The organism is Klebsiella sp. C283 (genome assembly GCF_048822555.1).
Lineage (GTDB): Bacteria > Pseudomonadota > Gammaproteobacteria > Enterobacterales > Enterobacteriaceae > Klebsiella > Klebsiella quasipneumoniae.
In genome coordinates, this window is the sequence record NZ_JBMEZS010000006.1 from 362,807 (window position 1) to 378,592 (window position 15,786).

The 15,786-nt window shown below is 55.8% G+C and carries 20 protein-coding genes; 14 read left to right on the forward strand and 6 right to left on the reverse strand.

Going from position 1 to position 15,786, the window contains the following annotated elements:
• Positions 1 to 3: 3 nt before the first annotated feature.
• The gene (crp, locus tag ACOI7Z_RS14410) at positions 4 to 636 is read right to left on the reverse strand and encodes a cAMP-activated global transcriptional regulator CRP (protein ID WP_000242758.1); all 633 of its coding nucleotides are present in this window, start codon (positions 634 to 636) and stop codon (positions 4 to 6) included.
• 306 nt (positions 637 to 942) lie between these two features.
• Here crp and ACOI7Z_RS14415 point away from each other — a divergent pair, with 306 nt between their 5' ends.
• Positions 943 to 1,347 carry an OsmC family protein gene (locus tag ACOI7Z_RS14415; protein WP_023291180.1) on the forward strand — a complete coding sequence of 135 codons (405 nt, stop codon included), beginning with the start codon at positions 943 to 945 and terminating at the stop codon, positions 1,345 to 1,347.
• A 55-nt stretch (positions 1,348 to 1,402) separates the two neighbouring features.
• On the opposite strand, the gene ACOI7Z_RS14420 is transcribed toward ACOI7Z_RS14415, so the two are convergent.
• From ACOI7Z_RS14420 to ACOI7Z_RS14435, 4 genes are all read right to left on the reverse strand, one after another.
• A complete protein-coding gene (locus ACOI7Z_RS14420) occupies positions 1,403 to 2,272 on the reverse strand; it encodes a phosphoribulokinase (protein WP_004202201.1) in 870 nt (289 codons plus the stop codon).
• A gap of 36 nt (positions 2,273 to 2,308) precedes the next feature.
• Positions 2,309 to 2,527, reverse strand: a complete 219-nt coding sequence (locus ACOI7Z_RS14425; protein ID WP_002920151.1) for a YheU family protein — start codon at positions 2,525 to 2,527, stop codon at positions 2,309 to 2,311.
• A complete protein-coding gene (locus tag ACOI7Z_RS14430; protein ID WP_170927823.1) occupies positions 2,524 to 3,522 on the reverse strand; it encodes a hydrolase in 999 nt (332 codons plus the stop codon). Before ACOI7Z_RS14430 ends, ACOI7Z_RS14425 begins: the two co-directional genes overlap by 4 nt.
• A 219-nt stretch (positions 3,523 to 3,741) precedes the next feature.
• A complete protein-coding gene (locus ACOI7Z_RS14435; protein ID WP_023291178.1) occupies positions 3,742 to 5,646 on the reverse strand; it encodes an ABC transporter ATP-binding protein in 1,905 nt (634 codons plus the stop codon).
• Positions 5,647 to 5,819: 173 nt separating this feature from the next.
• Here ACOI7Z_RS14435 and kefG point away from each other — a divergent pair, with 173 nt between their 5' ends.
• From kefG to slyD, 4 genes are all read left to right on the forward strand, one after another.
• Positions 5,820 to 6,383 carry a glutathione-regulated potassium-efflux system ancillary protein KefG gene (kefG, locus tag ACOI7Z_RS14440; RefSeq protein WP_004202208.1) on the forward strand — a complete coding sequence of 188 codons (564 nt, stop codon included), beginning with the start codon at positions 5,820 to 5,822 and terminating at the stop codon, positions 6,381 to 6,383.
• Complete coding sequence (gene kefB, locus ACOI7Z_RS14445) at positions 6,370 to 8,175, forward strand: glutathione-regulated potassium-efflux system protein KefB (RefSeq protein WP_004202210.1); 1,806 nt, start codon at positions 6,370 to 6,372, stop codon at positions 8,173 to 8,175. Before kefG ends, kefB begins: the two co-directional genes overlap by 14 nt.
• A gap of 11 nt (positions 8,176 to 8,186) precedes the next feature.
• On the forward strand, positions 8,187 to 8,387 hold the full coding sequence (locus ACOI7Z_RS14450) for a YheV family putative zinc ribbon protein (RefSeq protein WP_002920143.1): 201 nt from the start codon (positions 8,187 to 8,189) through the stop codon (positions 8,385 to 8,387).
• A gap of 93 nt (positions 8,388 to 8,480) precedes the next feature.
• Positions 8,481 to 9,074, forward strand: a complete 594-nt coding sequence (gene slyD, locus ACOI7Z_RS14455) for a peptidylprolyl isomerase (RefSeq protein ID WP_004202213.1) — start codon at positions 8,481 to 8,483, stop codon at positions 9,072 to 9,074.
• Between the two features lie 58 nt (positions 9,075 to 9,132).
• On the opposite strand, the gene ACOI7Z_RS14460 is transcribed toward slyD, so the two are convergent.
• A complete protein-coding gene (locus ACOI7Z_RS14460) occupies positions 9,133 to 9,351 on the reverse strand; it encodes a protein SlyX (RefSeq protein WP_002920136.1) in 219 nt (72 codons plus the stop codon).
• A 222-nt stretch (positions 9,352 to 9,573) separates the two neighbouring features.
• Here ACOI7Z_RS14460 and fkpA point away from each other — a divergent pair, with 222 nt between their 5' ends.
• From fkpA to ACOI7Z_RS14505, 9 genes are all read left to right on the forward strand, one after another.
• On the forward strand, positions 9,574 to 10,404 hold the full coding sequence (gene fkpA / locus ACOI7Z_RS14465; RefSeq protein ID WP_004202215.1) for an FKBP-type peptidyl-prolyl cis-trans isomerase: 831 nt from the start codon (positions 9,574 to 9,576) through the stop codon (positions 10,402 to 10,404).
• Between the two features lie 168 nt (positions 10,405 to 10,572).
• Positions 10,573 to 11,295 (forward strand): helix-turn-helix transcriptional regulator, encoded by a 723-nt coding sequence (locus ACOI7Z_RS14470; protein WP_002920130.1) that lies wholly within the window; start codon positions 10,573 to 10,575, stop codon positions 11,293 to 11,295.
• A complete protein-coding gene (tusD, locus tag ACOI7Z_RS14475) occupies positions 11,295 to 11,681 on the forward strand; it encodes a sulfurtransferase complex subunit TusD (RefSeq protein WP_002920128.1) in 387 nt (128 codons plus the stop codon). Before ACOI7Z_RS14470 ends, tusD begins: the two co-directional genes overlap by 1 nt.
• Positions 11,681 to 12,040, forward strand: coding sequence for a sulfurtransferase complex subunit TusC (gene tusC, locus ACOI7Z_RS14480; protein ID WP_086075530.1), 360 nt, complete (start codon positions 11,681 to 11,683; stop codon positions 12,038 to 12,040). Before tusD ends, tusC begins: the two co-directional genes overlap by 1 nt.
• A gap of 7 nt (positions 12,041 to 12,047) precedes the next feature.
• Positions 12,048 to 12,335 carry a sulfurtransferase complex subunit TusB gene (tusB, locus tag ACOI7Z_RS14485; protein ID WP_004202221.1) on the forward strand — a complete coding sequence of 96 codons (288 nt, stop codon included), beginning with the start codon at positions 12,048 to 12,050 and terminating at the stop codon, positions 12,333 to 12,335.
• A gap of 124 nt (positions 12,336 to 12,459) precedes the next feature.
• Positions 12,460 to 12,834 (forward strand): 30S ribosomal protein S12, encoded by a 375-nt coding sequence (gene rpsL / locus ACOI7Z_RS14490; RefSeq protein ID WP_002920115.1) that lies wholly within the window; start codon positions 12,460 to 12,462, stop codon positions 12,832 to 12,834.
• Positions 12,835 to 12,930: 96 nt separating this feature from the next.
• Positions 12,931 to 13,401: a 30S ribosomal protein S7 gene (gene rpsG, locus ACOI7Z_RS14495; protein ID WP_002920113.1), complete on the forward strand. Its 471-nt coding sequence runs from the start codon at positions 12,931 to 12,933 to the stop codon at positions 13,399 to 13,401.
• Positions 13,402 to 13,497: 96 nt separating this feature from the next.
• The gene (gene fusA / locus ACOI7Z_RS14500) at positions 13,498 to 15,612 is read left to right on the forward strand and encodes an elongation factor G (RefSeq protein ID WP_023291175.1); all 2,115 of its coding nucleotides are present in this window, start codon (positions 13,498 to 13,500) and stop codon (positions 15,610 to 15,612) included.
• A 69-nt stretch (positions 15,613 to 15,681) separates the two neighbouring features.
• On the forward strand, positions 15,682 to 15,786 hold a 105-nt coding region (locus tag ACOI7Z_RS14505; RefSeq protein WP_005651251.1), incomplete at its 3' end, for a GTP-binding protein.

Consider the following 15,786-nt stretch of genomic DNA (forward strand, 5'->3'; position numbering starts at 1 on the left):
AACTTAACGGGTGCCGTAGACGACGATAGTTTTACCGTGGGCGGAAATCAGGTTCTGATCTTCCAGCATTTTCAAAATACGGCCAACGGTTTCACGAGAGCAGCCGACGATCTGACCAATTTCCTGACGGGTAATTTTAATTTGCATACCGTCCGGGTGGGTCATGGCATCGGGTTGCTTCGCCAGGTTCAGCAGCGTCTGGGCGATACGGCCCGTCACGTCGAGGAAGGCGAGGTTGCCCACTTTCTCAGACGTCACCTGCAGACGGCGAGCCATTTGCGAAGAGAGACGCATCAGAATGTCCGGGTTCACCTGGATCAGCTGACGGAATTTCTTATAAGAGATCTCGGCCACTTCACATGCGGTTTTCGCCCGTACCCAGGCGCTACGCTCCTGACCCTCTTCAAACAGGCCTAATTCACCGATGAAATCGCCCTGGTTGAGGTAGGAGAGGATCATCTCTTTACCTTCTTCATCCTTGATGAGTACAGCCACGGAGCCTTTAACGATGTAGTACAGCGTTTCTGCTTTCTCACCCTGGTGGATCAGCGTGCTCTTTGATGGGTACTTATGAATGTGGCAATGAGACAAGAACCATTCAAGGGTAGGGTCTGTTTGCGGTTTGCCAAGCACCATGCGCGGTTATCCTCTGTTATAAGCTATCTCCGGGCGCCGACACTACACGGCGTCCGGGCATGCAATCGTATTGTTTCCCTATACCTGGGAAGCTGGCTGATGATTTTTCGACAGCCTGTAATGTGAACTCCTCTGCATACATGCAGTACATCAATGTATTACTGTAGCATCCAGACTGTTTTAGCATAGCTTTCGCCGCATGTCTCCTGGTGTCTCGCTTCAGCATGACGCAGGTCGCCTTCCGTTGCGAGAATTGTTATGTGCGCGTAATCTGACAGGAATATTGCGATACTGGAGTTAAATTTTATGCAAGCGCGTGTGAAATGGGTTGAAGGGTTAACCTTTATCGGGGAGTCCGCGTCAGGACACCAGATTCTGATGGATGGCAACTCCGGAGATAAGGCGCCCAGCCCGATGGAGATGGTGCTGATGGCGGCGGGCGGTTGCAGTGCGATCGATGTGGTCTCCATTTTGCAAAAAGGTCGTCACGACGTGACCAACTGCGAAGTGAAGCTGACCTCTGAGCGTCGGGAAGAGGCGCCGCGCCTGTTCACGCATATTAATCTGCACTTTATCGTCACCGGTAAGGCGCTGAAAGATGCCGCAGTTTCCCGCGCGGTGGATCTGTCGGCAGAGAAATACTGCTCGGTGGCGCTGATGCTGGAAAAAGCGGTGAAGATCACCCACTCCTATGAAGTGATCGAGGCGTAGTCTTCGCCTGCTGATGTGAATGATCTCAACCCCGGCCTGGCCGGGGTTTTTTCTGTTAGCCGATCTTTCGGCCTTCCATCAGACGCTCGACCAGCGGCGCCATAATAAGCTCCATCGCCAGCCCCATTTTACCGCCCGGCACCACCAGGGTGTTCATGTGCGAAATAAACGAGCCCTGTAGCATCGCCAGCAGCCAGGGGAAGTCGATGTTCTGCAGATTGCGGAAATGGATCACCACAAAGCTCTCGTCCAGAGAGGGGATCGCTTTCGCGGCAAACGGGTTGGAGGTGTCCACCGTCGGCACGCGCTGGAAGTTGATGTGGGTGCGGGAAAACTGCGGGGTGATGAAGTTAATGTAATCTTCCATCGATCGGACGACGGAGTCCATCACCGCCTCCCGGGAGTGGCCGCGTTCGCTGGTGTCGCGAATGAGTTTCTGGATCCACTCCAGGTTAACGATAGGCACGACCCCGACCAGCAGGTCGACATGGCTGGCGACATCATGCTGCGGCGTGACAACCCCGCCGTGCAGCCCCTCATAGAACAGCACGTCCGTCGGCTCCGGCAGCGGCTGCCATGGGGTGAAGGTTCCCGGCACCTGATTCCACGGCACGGCTTCGTCATAGGTGTGCAGGTATTTACGCGACTGGCCTTTGCCATGGCGGCCATAGTCGACAAAGGTCTGCTCCAGCAGGCCGAAGTCGTTCGCCTCCGGGCCAAAGTAGCTGATATGTTTGCCCTGATCCCGCGCTTTGCGGATCGCCATGTCCATTTCCGGGCGGGTGTAGCGATGAAAGCTGTCGCCTTCCACCTCCGCGGCGTGCAGATTTAGCTGCGCGAAGATTTTGCGAAAGGCGAGGCTGGTGGTGGTAGTACCCGCGCCGCTGGAGCCCGTGACGGCGATCACCGGATGTTTGGCAGACATAACAACTCCCTGGTTAAACGATGTAGTGGCGTCGCCTTAGCCGTTAAACAGGGCGCGCGGCATAATATTGACCGTCTCATGCAGTTCCGACCACACGAGGACCGCCTCTCCGCGTTTCAGCTGCTGTTTTACATCGGCGACTTTATCGGCAAGTGAACGTTCATGTTCACCATAATCGGTGCCTTCGCGTAACACAAAGCTTTCAATCAGGTTATCCAGCGTTTCGGGATCCAGATCCTGCCAGGGAATAATCATACCGGAACCTCCAGCCAGCGGTTTAACCAGTCGGGAATACGTCTTTCCAGCCACATCTCCGGTTTACGCAGGGTGCCGCCGACGAAGCCGACGTGGCCGCCTTGTTCAGTCAATTGATACTCGACGTTCGCCGGCAGTTGCTCCTGCGGGGGAATGGAGTGGTGGTCCATAAACGGGTCGTCTTTCGCATGGATGATGAGCGTCGGCTTAGTGATATCGCTGAGCCGCGGCATGGCGCTGCATTGCCGGTAATAATCCAGCGCATCGGCGAAACCATGGATTTTGGCGGTGATCATGTCGTCAAATTCCCGGATGCGGCGCATCCCTTTGAGCTGGCGTAAATCGACGGGCAGCGAGCCAGGATACGCTTTCAACTTACGTGAGGCGTTGGCTTTTAACAGATTGAGCAGATAGCGCTGATAAACTCGCGAGAAGCCCTTATCCATATGATAGCTGCAGGCTTCCAGCATGAAAGGCGCGGAAACGATCACCGCCGCATCCAGCGGGCAGCGGTCGCCTTCTTCTGCCAGCAGGCAGCCCAGCATGTTGCCGCCCAGCGAATAGCCGACGGCGGCGGTCGGCGCGGGGCCAAACTCGCGCTGCAGCCAGTGGAGAAACCAGGTGCCATCTTCCGTTTCGCCGGAGTGATAGATGCGGTGATTGCGGTTAGGTTCGCCGCTGCAGCCGCGAAAGTGCATGACCACGCCCAGCCAGCCGCGCTGCATCGCCGCGTGGATCAGGCCATGGGCATACGGGCTGTGCAGACTTCCTTCCAGACCATGAAAGACGACGAGGCGCGGCTTGTGGCGCGCCTCGTGCGGGTCTTCGCTCCAGGCGAGATCGACAAAATCGCCGTCCGGCAGCTCAAGGCGCTGCCAGTGCGGGGTAAAGCGCAATTTACGGCGGATCAGCCGCGGCAGCATGGTTTGCAGATGACGATTGCCCACGCCGCGCATGGGATGGAACTCACGCGAATCGTTTTCGGGGGGCGTCATGTCTGTGGGGATGATTTCAACCATAGCACCAGAATAATTAATAAACGTGATGATGACTATACCGCGCAGGGCGCGCGGGAGTTAGCCAATATGTGGTCTTGTGGCCAATGACGCCCGGTGACACCGAAAACAAACCATTGATGTCATTGATGGCCTGAGCATGGGAATGGCAGAAACCCATTCTGCCCGCGCCGTCGCAGGCAGAATGATGAGGCGGCGTTAGCCTTCCTGAAGCATGCGCTCCAGCTGCTCTTGTGCCTCCAGCCAGGCCATTTCGCACTCTTCCAGCCCGGATTTCGCGCTGGCCTGCTGCTGCAGGCATTCAGTCAGTTCCGCTTTCCGCGAGGCGTCGTAGAGTTCGCTGTCGCCAAGTTTCTCTTCCGCACTGGCCAGCTGCGCGTTGAGCTTGTCCATCTCTTTCTCCAGACGGGCGATCTCTTTGCGCAGCGGTTGGGTCTGGCTGCGCAGCTCCGCTTCCCGACGCTTCTGGTCTTTGCGCGCTTGCGCGCTGTTGCCGCTCTCTTTTGGCGCGTCGCCGCTCTGGGACTCCTGTTTTTGCGAGTCGCTGAGCCACTGCTGATAATCGTCCAGATCGCCGTCGAACGGTTCGACTTTGCCATCGTGGACAAGGTACAGATCGTCGGTGGTGGAGCGGATCAGGTGGCGATCGTGCGATACGACTACCAGCGCCCCTTCAAAGTCGATCAGCGCTTCGGTTAAGGCCTGACGCATATCGAGGTCGAGATGGTTGGTCGGTTCGTCGAGCAGCAGCAGGTTAGGGCGCTGCCAGACGATCAGGGCCAGCACCAGACGCGCCTTTTCTCCACCGGAGAAGCGGCGGGTCTCTTCGCTGACCTTATCCCCCTGGAAACCAAAGCCGCCAAGATAATCGCGCAGCTTCTGCTCCAGCTCCTGCGGCGCCAGGCGCGCCAGGTGCTGCAGCGGCGACTCATCGGCGCGCAGGAACTCCAGCTGATGCTGGGCGAAGTAGCCGAGCTTGATGCCTTTGGCGAGGCCGATCTCGCCGCTCACGGGCTGGAGTTCGCCAGCCAGCAGCTTAATCAGCGTCGATTTCCCTGCGCCGTTGCGGCCCAGCAGGCCGATACGCGACCCCGGCACCAGATTGAGCTTAATGGAGTCGAGGATAATACGCTCGCCATAGCCGGCGCTGACTTTCTCCATCTTCAGCAGCGGGTTTGGCAGGCTCTCCGGCTGGCGGAAGCTGAAGTGGAACGGGTTATCCACGTGCGCCGGGGCGATGAGTTCCATCCGCTCCAGCATTTTAATTCGGCTCTGCGCCTGCTTGGCTTTGGTGGCTTTAGCGCGGAAGCGATCGATATAGCTTTGCAGATGCGCGACACGCTGCTGCTGGCTTTCGTACATCGCCTGCTGCTGAGCGAGCCGGGTGGCGCGCTGCACTTCAAACGAGCTGTAGTTGCCGGTGTACTCAAACATCGTCTGCTGTTCGATATGGATAATTTTGTCGACGATAGGATCGAGGAAATCGCGATCGTGGGAGATCAGGATCAGCGTCCCCGTGTAGCCCTTCAGCCACTTCTCCAGCCAGATCACCGCATCAAGGTCGAGGTGGTTAGTCGGTTCATCGAGCAGCAGCAGATCGGAGCGGCAGATCAGCGCCTGCGCGAGGTTTAGACGCATACGCCAGCCGCCTGAAAAATCGCTGACCGGCCGCTCAAGCTGTTCATTGCTGAAACCCAGGCCGTGCAGCAGGCTGGCGGCGCGGGAGCGGATGGTCCAGGCGTCGATGGCGTCCAGCTTGCCGTGGACGGTGGCGATGGCATGGCCGTCGTTGCGCTCGTTAGCCTGCTGGAGCGCGGCTTCCAGCTGGCGATATTCGCGATCGCCGTCAATGACATAATCGATTGCCGGCTGCGGCAGGGCCGGGGTTTCCTGATTCACCCAGGCCAGCTGCCAGTTGCCGGGAAAGGTCATACTGCCGCCGTCAGCGCTTATCTCGTTTTTCAAAAGCGATAGCAGCGTCGATTTCCCGCAGCCGTTTTTCCCCACCAGACCGACCTTCTGGCCAGGGTTGATGGTAGCGGTGGCGTTGTCCAGCAGGACGCGTACGCCGCGACGAATTTGTAACGAGGAGAAAACAATCATAAGGCGCCGTATGTTCAGACTATGTTAATTTGTCATTATGATAATGTAGTGTGGAAGCGAATCGCTTCACCGGGCCGCCATGGTAGCCCAAAACGAAGACGATACACAAAGTCATTCTGGCTGTGTCAAAACGCCAGGGCTGTGCAGGCCGCCAGAAGACCTACGGGAGGGGAATGATGTCTCAGACAGCGAAAGTGTTGCTGCTGTATGCCCACCCAGAATCTCAGGATTCCGTGGCCAACCGGGTTTTATTACAACCGGCCTTACAGTTGCCAAACGTCACCGTGCACGATCTCTACGCGCACTATCCGGATTTTTTTATCGATATTGCTCACGAACAGGACCTGCTGCGCCAGCATGAGGTGATCGTTTTCCAGCATCCTTTATATACCTGGAGCTGTCCGGCGCTGCTCAAGGAGTGGCTGGATCGTGTCTTAAGCCGCGGCTTCGCCAGCGGCGCCGGAGGGAACGAACTGGCGGGAAAGTACTGGCGCAGCGTGATCACCACCGGCGAACCTGAGAGCGCCTACCGTCGCGATGCGAATCGCTATCCGATGAACGATATTTTACGTCCTTTTGAACTGACCGCCGGCATGTGCCGTATGCACTGGATGAGCCCCATTATCGTCTACTGGGCCCGGCGGCAACAGCCAGAGGAGCTGCGCAGCCGCGCCCTGGCCTATCGGGACTGGCTGGCCAACCCCCTTGCCGCCGGAGGTGTCCATGGCGGGATTTGATTTGCTGCTGGCAGGGGTGCTGTTTTTGTTCGCGGCCGTTATCGCCGTCCCTCTGGCTTCAAGACTGGGGATTGGCGCGGTGCTGGGCTATCTGCTGGCCGGGATCGCCATAGGTCCGTGGGGGCTCGGGTTTATCAGCGATGTGGATGAAATTCTCCATTTCTCTGAACTCGGCGTGGTGTTTCTGATGTTTATCATCGGCCTGGAGCTCAATCCCGCCAAGCTATGGCGGCTGCGAAGCTCCATCTTCGGCGTTGGCGCGGCGCAGGTGATGCTCAGCGCGGCGATCCTCGGCGGTCTGTTGATGACGACAGGATTTTCATGGCAGGCGGCGGTGGTCGGCGGGATCGGCCTGGCGATGTCCTCTACCGCGATGGCACTGCAGCTGATGCGCGAGAAGGGAATGAGCCGCAGCGAATCAGGGCAGTTAGGCTTTTCGGTCCTGCTGTTTCAGGATCTGGCGGTGATCCCGGCGCTGGCGCTGGTGCCTCTGCTGGCGGGTTCCGCGGATGAGCATGTTAACTGGCTAACGGTCGGCATGAAGGTCCTGGCGTTTGCCGGGATGCTGATTGGCGGACGCTATTTACTGCGGCCGGTGTTCCGCTTTATCGCCAGCTCCGGGGTCAGGGAAGTGTTCACTGCCGCCACGCTGCTGCTGGTCCTTGGATCAGCCCTGTTTATGGAGGCGCTGGGGCTGTCGATGGCGCTGGGTACCTTTATCGCCGGCGTGCTGCTGGCGGAAAGTGAGTATCGCCATGAACTGGAGATCGCCATCGATCCGTTCAAGGGGCTGCTGCTTGGGTTGTTCTTTATCTCCGTCGGTATGGCGCTGAACCTTGGCGTGCTGTACACCCATCTGCTGTGGGTGGCAGTGAGCGTGGCGGTGCTGGTGGCGGTAAAAATGCTGGTGCTCTATCTGCTGGCCCGTCTCTATGGCCTGCGGAGTTCCGAGCGTATGCAGTTTGCGGGCGTATTAAGCCAGGGCGGCGAGTTCGCGTTTGTTCTCTTTTCGCTGCCCGCTTCTCAGCGGTTGTTCCAGCACGACCAGATGGCGCTGCTGCTGGTGGCCGTCACCTTGTCGATGATGACCACGCCGCTGCTGATGAAAGGGATCGATAAGATACTGTCGCGACGCCTGAATCCAGCGGAGGATACCGATGAGGCGCCGTGGGTAGAGGACGATAAACCGCAGGTGATTATTGTTGGCTTTGGCCGTTTCGGCCAGGTCATCGGTCGCCTGCTGATGGCCAATAAGATGCGTATTACGGTGCTGGAGCGAGACATCAGCGCGGTGAATCTGATGCGCAACTATGGCTATAAAGTCTATTTTGGCGACGCCACCCAGCTGGAACTGCTGCGCTCGGCGGGGGCGGAGGAGGCGCAGTCGATCGTCATTACCTGTAATGAGCCGGAAGACACCATGCGGCTGGTGGAGATGTGTCAACAACACTTTCCACATCTGCACATCCTGGCGCGCGCTCGCGGGCGCGTCGAGGCGCATGAGCTGCTGCAGGCCGGCGTGACGCAGTTTTCCCGTGAGACTTTCTCCAGCGCGCTGGAGCTGGGGCGTAAAGCGCTCATCACCCTGGGGATGCATCCTCACCAGGCTCAGCGCGCGCAGCTGCACTTCCGACGCCTCGATATGCGAATGCTGCGTGAGTTAATGCCGGTGCATACTGATACGGTACAGATATCACGCGTGCGGGAAGCCCGGCGCGAACTGGAAGAGATTTTTCAGCGCGAAATGCAGAAAGAGAGCCGGCAGCTGGACGGCTGGGACGAGTTTGAATAAAGGTAAATCATATGGCAGTACGTAAACGTTTTATTGCCGGGGCGAAATGTCCGGCGTGCCAGGCGCAGGATTCACTGGCGATGTGGCGTGAGAATAATGTCGATGTTGTTGAATGCGTTAAGTGCGGTCATCAGATGCGTGAGGCGGATAAAGAGGCCCGTGAGCATGTACGCAAAGAGGAGCAGGTGATTGGCATTTTTCATCCCGACTAGCGTTATCCGTCGGCTTTTTTTAAGCTAAAGGGTACACGGCAGCAGAATTCCGCTACAATCTGCGCCACTATTCTTCCCATCTCAGGAGATATCATGAAAGTAGCAAAAGACCTGGTGGTCAGCCTGGCCTATCAGGTACGTACAGAAGACGGTGTGTTGGTTGATGAGTCTCCGGTAAGCGCGCCGCTGGATTACCTGCACGGTCACGGCTCCCTGATTTCCGGCCTGGAAAACGCGCTGGATGGCCACGAAGTGGGCGACAAATTTGACGTAGCCGTTGGCGCTAACGACGCTTACGGTCAGTATGACGAAAACCTGGTGCAGCGTGTACCGAAAGACGTCTTCATGGGCGTTGATGAACTGCAGGTTGGCATGCGCTTCCTGGCGGAAACCGATCAGGGTCCGGTACCCGTAGAGATTACTGAAGTTGAAGACGACCACGTTGTGGTTGATGGCAACCACATGCTGGCAGGCCAGAACCTGAAGTTCAATGTGGAAGTTGTCGCCATCCGCGAAGCGACCGCTGAAGAGCTGGAGCACGGTCACGTGCACGGCGCGCATGGTCATGATCACGACCACGATCATGGTCACGATGGCTGCTGCGGCGGTCACGGTCACGACCACGATCATGGCCACGACCATGGTAAAGGCGGCTGCGGCGGCCACGGTGGCTGCGGTTGCCACTAATCTTCGCGCTTCGGCACGAAGACAACAAAAAAGCGGGGAGACCCGCTTTTTTTACGCCTCAATAATGCGGCGGCGGCGTCTCTTCGGCCTGGGAGGCGATATGGGAGGGTTGGGTCGCCTTCAGCTTCTCGATCATCAGACGCATATGCTCGCGCATCTTCGCCATCTCAATCTCGTGGGCGGTCACGGTTTTATTGAGGTCTTCGATGGTGATTTCCTGAAACGCCAGCCGGCTTTCCAGCTCCGCAAGGCGCGTTTCTAATGTGCTATCGTGCATGGGTAACCTCTTTAGTCTGATCCTGCGGGCGGATTCTACTTAAGTTTCCCCCGGCGCGCAGCATCGCTGCGTCCTACAGGAAACTTATTCATACAAAAATAGTCCTAAAAGTGGCGATATTCAGGAACGTCCGTATGTAGATTTTAACGGCGACGTTCTATAGTACGTTTTTTGCTTTTTACGATAACCCTGGGGTGAGAGGCCCCGGCCCTGGAGAAATGGATGAAATCACTGTTTAAAGTAACGCTGCTGGCGACCACAATGGCCGTCGCCCTGAATGCACCGCTGACCTTTGCTGCAGATACCGCGGCGAAAGCAGCCCCGGCGGCTGAGAGTAAATCGGCATTTAAAAATGACGATCAGAAATCGGCCTATGCGCTGGGCGCGTCCCTGGGGCGTTACATGGAAAACTCCCTGAAAGAACAAGAAAAACTCGGCATTAAGCTGGATAAAGCCCAGCTGATCGCCGGCGTACAAGACGCGTTTGCCGATAAGAGCAAACTGTCCGACCAGGAGATCGAACAGACTCTGCAGGCCTTTGAAACGCGCGTGAAGACCGCGGCTCAGCAGAAAATGGAAAAAGACGCCACTGAGAACGAAACCAAAGGTAAAGCTTTCCGTGACAGCTTTGCCAAAGAGAAGGGCGTGAAAACGTCGAAAACTGGCCTGCTGTATAAAGTCGAGAAAGAAGGCACTGGCGATGCGCCGAAAGACAGCGACACCGTGGTGGTTAACTACAAAGGTACGCTGATCGACGGCAAAGAGTTTGATAACTCTTATACCCGCGGCGAGCCGCTCTCTTTCCGTCTCGACGGGGTGATCCCGGGCTGGACTGAAGGCCTGAAGAACATCAAGAAAGGCGGCAAAATCAAGCTGGTCATTCCGCCAGATCTGGCCTACGGCAAAACCGGCGTCCCGGGCATCCCGGCCAACTCTACGCTGGTCTTTGATGTAGAGCTGCTGGATATCAAACCGGCGCCGAAGGCAGATGCTCAGCCGGAAGCCGCTGGCGATGCGAAAGCCGCGGACGCGAAAGCTGACGCTAAGAAGTAATCGGGTTCAGGCCGCCGTCTCGTCAGAGGCGGCGGCTTTTTTATTGAGCGCAGATATAATTAAAACTGGAAAGATCCTCAGGCGCTGTATTACTTTAGATAGCTTAATAATGATGATGAGCCTGCCCTGACAATAACGACAGGCTCCTGAAAAGGAGTGCTTTTTTTCATGTCCAGGTCGCTTTTAACCAACGAAACCAGCGAGCTTGACCTGCTGGATCAACGTCCCTTTGACCAGACCGATTTCGATATTCTTAAATCTTATGAAGCGGTGGTGGACGGGTTGGCGATGCTCATCGGTTCGCACTGTGAAATCGTGCTGCATTCTTTGCAGGATCTGAAATGCTCTGCCATCCGTATCGCCAATGGTGAACATACCGGCCGCCAAATCGGTTCACCGATTACCGATCTTGCGCTGCGCATGCTGCACGATATGACGGGCGCCGATAGCAGCGTTTCCAAATGCTACTTTACCCGCGCCAAAAGCGGCGTCCTGATGAAGTCGGTGACGATTGCCATCCGCAACCGCGATCACCGGGTGATTGGTCTGCTGTGCATCAATATGAATCTGGATGTGCCGTTTTCCCAGATCATGAGCACCTTTATTCCGCCAGAAACGCCCGAGGTTAACTCGCCGGTGAACTTCGCTTCCTCGGTTGACGATCTGGTCGCCCAGACTCTGGAATTCACCATCGAAGAGGTGAATGCCGATCGCAGCGTGTCCAACAATGCTAAAAACCGTCAAATCGTGTTGAATCTCTACGAGAAAGGGATCTTCGATATTAAAGACGCCATTAACCAGGTGGCCGATCGTCTGAACATCTCCAAGCACACTGTCTACCTCTATATTCGCCAGTTCAAAAGCGGTGATTTCCAGGGGCTGGATAAGTAATGCGTTTTGCCCTCACGGTGACCGGCCCTGCCTATGGCACGCAGCAGGCGAGCAGCGCCTGGCAATTTGCTCAGGCCGTGCTGCAGGAAGGCCATGAGCTGGCGTGCGTTTTTTTCTATCGCGAAGGCGTGCTTAACGCTAACCAGCTGACGGCGCCCGCCAGCGATGAGTTCGATCTGGTGCGCGGGTGGCAATCCCTCCACGATGAGCACGGCGTCGCGCTGCATATCTGCGTGGCGGCCGCCCTGCGTCGTGGCGTAACGGACGAGCGCGAAGCGCAGCAGCTCGCTCTGCCTGGCCATAATCTGCAGCCGGGTTTTACGTTGAGCGGACTTGGCGCGCTGGCGGAAGCGGCGCTTACTTGCGATCGGATGGTACAGTTTTGATGAAACGTGTGGCTTTCGTTTTTTCCTCCGCGCCGCACGGCAGCGCCGCCGGCAGGGAAGGCCTCGACGCCTTATTAGCCACCTCTGCCCTCACCGACGAGATTGGCGTATTTTTCGTGGGCGACGGCGTGTTTCAGCTGTTGCCCGCCCAGCGGCCTGGCGCTGTGCTGGCCCGCGATTACATCGCCACCTTTAAACTGCTGTCGCTATATGATATCGACCAGTGTTGGCTGTGCGCCGAGTCGTCGCGAGAGCGCGGCCTGGACCCCGCGACCCCGTGGGTGGTGGATGTCGAATGCCTGGCGCCGGATGCCCTGCGCGCCCGTCTGCATGAATTTGATGTGATTTTGCGTTTCTGAGGCCCCCATGCTCCATACGCTCAGTGTTTCTCCCTGGCATGCCGATATCGCAGCAATGCTTCGCTTGATGGAGCAGGGTGACGATCTGTTACTGCTGTCTGATGGCGTCGCGGCGGCTATCGCCGGCGGTCGCTTCCTTGAGATCCTGCAATCCGCCCCCATAACCCTTTACGTGCTGCAAGACGACGTTGACGCCCGCGGGCTAACTGGTCAAATTGCGGACAGTGTCGGCAGGGTTAGCTATACTGATTTCGTCAGACTCACAGTCAAACATGCCGGTCAGTTGGCCTGGTGATGGCGGGATCGTTGTATATTTCTTGACACCTTTTCGGCACCGCCCTAAAATTCTGCGTCCTCATAATATATGAGGCGATTTATTACGTGTTTACGAAGCAAAAGCTAAAACCAGGAGCTATTTAATGGCAACAATTAACCAGCTGGTACGCAAACCACGCGCGCGCAAAGTTGCAAAGAGCAACGTGCCAGCGCTGGAAGCCTGCCCGCAGAAACGTGGCGTATGTACTCGCGTATATACCACCACTCCTAAGAAACCGAACTCCGCACTGCGTAAAGTTTGCCGTGTGCGTCTGACTAACGGTTTCGAAGTCACCTCCTACATCGGTGGTGAAGGTCACAACCTGCAGGAGCACTCCGTGATCCTGATCCGTGGCGGTCGTGTTAAAGACCTTCCGGGTGTTCGTTACCACACCGTTCGTGGTGCGCTTGACTGCTCCGGCGTTAAAGACCGTAAGCAGGCTCGCTCCAAGTACGGCGTGAAGCGTCCTAAGGCTTAATGGTTCTCCGTTAAGTAAGGCCAAACTGATTTATCTTAATGTCATACTAAACTCTTAGAGTTTTGGACAATCCTGAATTAACAACGGAGTATTTCCATGCCACGTCGTCGCGTCATTGGTCAGCGTAAAATTCTGCCGGATCCGAAGTTCGGATCAGAACTGCTGGCTAAATTTGTCAATATCCTGATGGTAGATGGTAAAAAATCTACTGCAGAAACTATCGTATACAGCGCGCTGGAGACCCTGGCTCAGCGTTCTGGTAAATCTGAACTGGAAGCCTTCGAAGTTGCGCTCGAAAACGTGCGCCCGACTGTCGAAGTTAAGTCCCGCCGCGTAGGTGGTTCTACTTATCAGGTTCCAGTTGAAGTTCGTCCGGTCCGTCGTAATGCCCTGGCAATGCGTTGGATCGTTGAAGCTGCTCGTAAACGCGGTGATAAATCCATGGCTCTGCGCCTGGCGAACGAACTCACTGATGCTGCAGACAACAAAGGTACTGCAGTTAAGAAACGTGAAGACGTTCACCGTATGGCCGAAGCCAACAAGGCGTTCGCTCACTACCGTTGGTAATCCCTTCGGAGTCATAGTCACCAGGCGGGCGCTTCAGATGAGTCGCCCGCTCTGGATAACTTAACTGAACGCCTAAAGAAATAAACGAGGAATCAAATGGCTCGTACAACACCCATCGCACGCTACCGTAACATCGGTATCAGTGCGCACATCGACGCCGGTAAAACCACTACTACCGAACGTATTCTGTTCTACACCGGTGTAAACCACAAAATCGGTGAAGTTCATGACGGCGCCGCTACCATGGACTGGATGGAGCAGGAGCAGGAACGTGGTATCACCATCACTTCCGCTGCGACTACTGCATTCTGGTCTGGTATGGCTAAGCAGTATGAACCGCACCGTGTAAACATCATCGACACCCCGGGGCACGTTGACTTCACTATCGAAGTAGAACGTTCCATGCGTGTTCTTGATGGTGCGGTAATGGTTTACTGCGCAGTTGGTGGTGTTCAGCCGCAGTCTGAAACCGTATGGCGTCAGGCAAACAAATATAAAGTTCCGCGCATCGCGTTCGTTAACAAAATGGACCGCATGGGCGCTAACTTCCTGAAAGTTGTTGGTCAGATCAAAACCCGTCTGGGCGCGAACCCGGTTCCGCTGCAGCTGGCAATTGGTGCTGAAGAAGGTTTCACCGGCGTTGTTGACCTGGTGAAAATGAAAGCCATCAACTGGAACGATGCAGACCAGGGCGTAACCTTCGAATACGAAGATATCCCGGCTGACATGCAGGATCTGGCTGACGAATGGCACCAGAACCTGATCGAGTCCGCAGCTGAAGCTTCTGAAGAGCTGATGGAAAAATACCTGGGTGGTGAAGAACTGACTGAAGAAGAGATCAAAAAAGCTCTGCGTCAGCGCGTTCTGAACAACGAAATCATCCTGGTAACCTGTGGTTCTGCGTTCAAGAACAAAGGTGTTCAGGCGATGCTGGATGCGGTAATTGACTACCTGCCATCCCCTGTTGACGTTCCGGCGATCAATGGCATCCTGGACGACGGTAAAGATACTCCGGCTGAGCGTCACGCAAGCGACGACGAGCCGTTCTCTGCACTGGCGTTCAAAATCGCTACTGACCCGTTCGTGGGCAACCTGACCTTCTTCCGCGTGTACTCCGGTGTGGTTAACTCTGGTGATACCGTACTGAACTCCGTGAAAGCTGCACGTGAGCGTTTCGGTCGTATCGTACAGATGCATGCTAACAAACGTGAAGAGATCAAAGAAGTTCGCGCGGGCGACATCGCTGCTGCAATCGGTCTGAAAGACGTAACTACTGGTGACACCCTGTGTAACCCGGATGCGCCGATCATTCTGGAGCGTATGGAATTCCCTGAGCCGGTAATCTCCATCGCCGTTGAGCCGAAAACCAAAGCTGACCAGGAAAAAATGGGTCTGGCTCTGGGTCGTCTGGCTAAAGAAGACCCGTCTTTCCGCGTATGGACTGACGAAGAGTCTAACCAGACCATTATCGCCGGTATGGGTGAGCTGCACCTCGACATCATCGTTGACCGTATGAAGCGTGAATTCAACGTTGAAGCGAACGTCGGTAAACCTCAGGTTGCTTACCGTGAAGCAATTCGCGCGAAAGTTACCGATATCGAAGGTAAACACGCCAAGCAGTCTGGTGGTCGTGGTCAGTACGGTCACGTTGTGATCGACATGTACCCGCTGGAGCCGGGCTCTAACCCGAAAGGTTACGAGTTCATCAACGACATCAAAGGTGGTGTAATTCCTGGCGAATACATCCCGGCCGTTGATAAAGGCATCCAGGAACAGCTGAAAGCTGGTCCGCTGGCAGGTTACCCGGTAGTTGATATGGGTATCCGTCTGCACTTCGGTTCTTACCACGACGTTGACTCCTCTGAGCTGGCGTTTAAACTGGCTGCGTCTATTGCCTTTAAAGAAGGCTTTAAGAAAGCAAAACCAGTTCTGCTTGAGCCGATCATGAAGGTTGAAGTAGAAACTCCGGAAGAGAACACTGGTGACGTTATCGGTGACTTGAGCCGTCGTCGCGGTATGCTGCGCGGTCAGGAATCCGAAGTAACCGGCGTTAAGATCCACGCTGAAGTACCGCTGTCCGAAATGTTCGGTTATGCAACTCAGCTGCGTTCTCTGACCAAAGGTCGTGCATCATACACCATGGAATTCCTGAAGTATGATGATGCGCCGAACAACGTTGCTCAGGCCGTTATTGAAGCCCGTGGTAAATAATCCACAGGATTAAAACCTAAGTCCCGTGCTCTCTCCGAAGGGGAGAGCACTATAGTAAGGAATATAGCCGTGTCTAAAGAAAAATTTGAACGTACAAAACCGCACGTCAACGTTGGTACTATCGGCCACGTTGACCATGGTAAAACTACCCTGACTGCTGCCATCACTACCGTT

Excerpts from the sequence above, each read along its gene's own strand:
- crp (WP_000242758.1), bottom strand. The coding sequence starts at position 636 with ATGGTGCTTGGCAAACCGCAAACAGACCCTACCCTTGAATGGTTCTTG.
- ACOI7Z_RS14415 (WP_023291180.1), top strand. The coding sequence starts at position 943 with ATGCAAGCGCGTGTGAAATGGGTTGAAGGGTTAACCTTTATCGGGGAG.
- ACOI7Z_RS14420 (WP_004202201.1), bottom strand. The coding sequence starts at position 2,272 with ATGTCTGCCAAACATCCGGTGATCGCCGTCACGGGCTCCAGCGGCGCG.
- ACOI7Z_RS14425 (WP_002920151.1), bottom strand. The coding sequence starts at position 2,527 with ATGATTATTCCCTGGCAGGATCTGGATCCCGAAACGCTGGATAACCTG.
- ACOI7Z_RS14430 (WP_170927823.1), bottom strand. The coding sequence starts at position 3,522 with ATGACGCCCCCCGAAAACGATTCGCGTGAGTTCCATCCCATGCGCGGC.
- ACOI7Z_RS14435 (WP_023291178.1), bottom strand. The coding sequence starts at position 5,646 with ATGATTGTTTTCTCCTCGTTACAAATTCGTCGCGGCGTACGCGTCCTG.
- kefG (WP_004202208.1), top strand. The coding sequence starts at position 5,820 with ATGATGTCTCAGACAGCGAAAGTGTTGCTGCTGTATGCCCACCCAGAA.
- kefB (WP_004202210.1), top strand. The coding sequence starts at position 6,370 with ATGGCGGGATTTGATTTGCTGCTGGCAGGGGTGCTGTTTTTGTTCGCG.
- ACOI7Z_RS14450 (WP_002920143.1), top strand. The coding sequence starts at position 8,187 with ATGGCAGTACGTAAACGTTTTATTGCCGGGGCGAAATGTCCGGCGTGC.
- slyD (WP_004202213.1), top strand. The coding sequence starts at position 8,481 with ATGAAAGTAGCAAAAGACCTGGTGGTCAGCCTGGCCTATCAGGTACGT.
- ACOI7Z_RS14460 (WP_002920136.1), bottom strand. The coding sequence starts at position 9,351 with ATGCACGATAGCACATTAGAAACGCGCCTTGCGGAGCTGGAAAGCCGG.
- fkpA (WP_004202215.1), top strand. The coding sequence starts at position 9,574 with ATGAAATCACTGTTTAAAGTAACGCTGCTGGCGACCACAATGGCCGTC.
- ACOI7Z_RS14470 (WP_002920130.1), top strand. The coding sequence starts at position 10,573 with ATGTCCAGGTCGCTTTTAACCAACGAAACCAGCGAGCTTGACCTGCTG.
- tusD (WP_002920128.1), top strand. The coding sequence starts at position 11,295 with ATGCGTTTTGCCCTCACGGTGACCGGCCCTGCCTATGGCACGCAGCAG.
- tusC (WP_086075530.1), top strand. The coding sequence starts at position 11,681 with ATGAAACGTGTGGCTTTCGTTTTTTCCTCCGCGCCGCACGGCAGCGCC.
- tusB (WP_004202221.1), top strand. The coding sequence starts at position 12,048 with ATGCTCCATACGCTCAGTGTTTCTCCCTGGCATGCCGATATCGCAGCA.
- rpsL (WP_002920115.1), top strand. The coding sequence starts at position 12,460 with ATGGCAACAATTAACCAGCTGGTACGCAAACCACGCGCGCGCAAAGTT.
- rpsG (WP_002920113.1), top strand. The coding sequence starts at position 12,931 with ATGCCACGTCGTCGCGTCATTGGTCAGCGTAAAATTCTGCCGGATCCG.
- fusA (WP_023291175.1), top strand. The coding sequence starts at position 13,498 with ATGGCTCGTACAACACCCATCGCACGCTACCGTAACATCGGTATCAGT.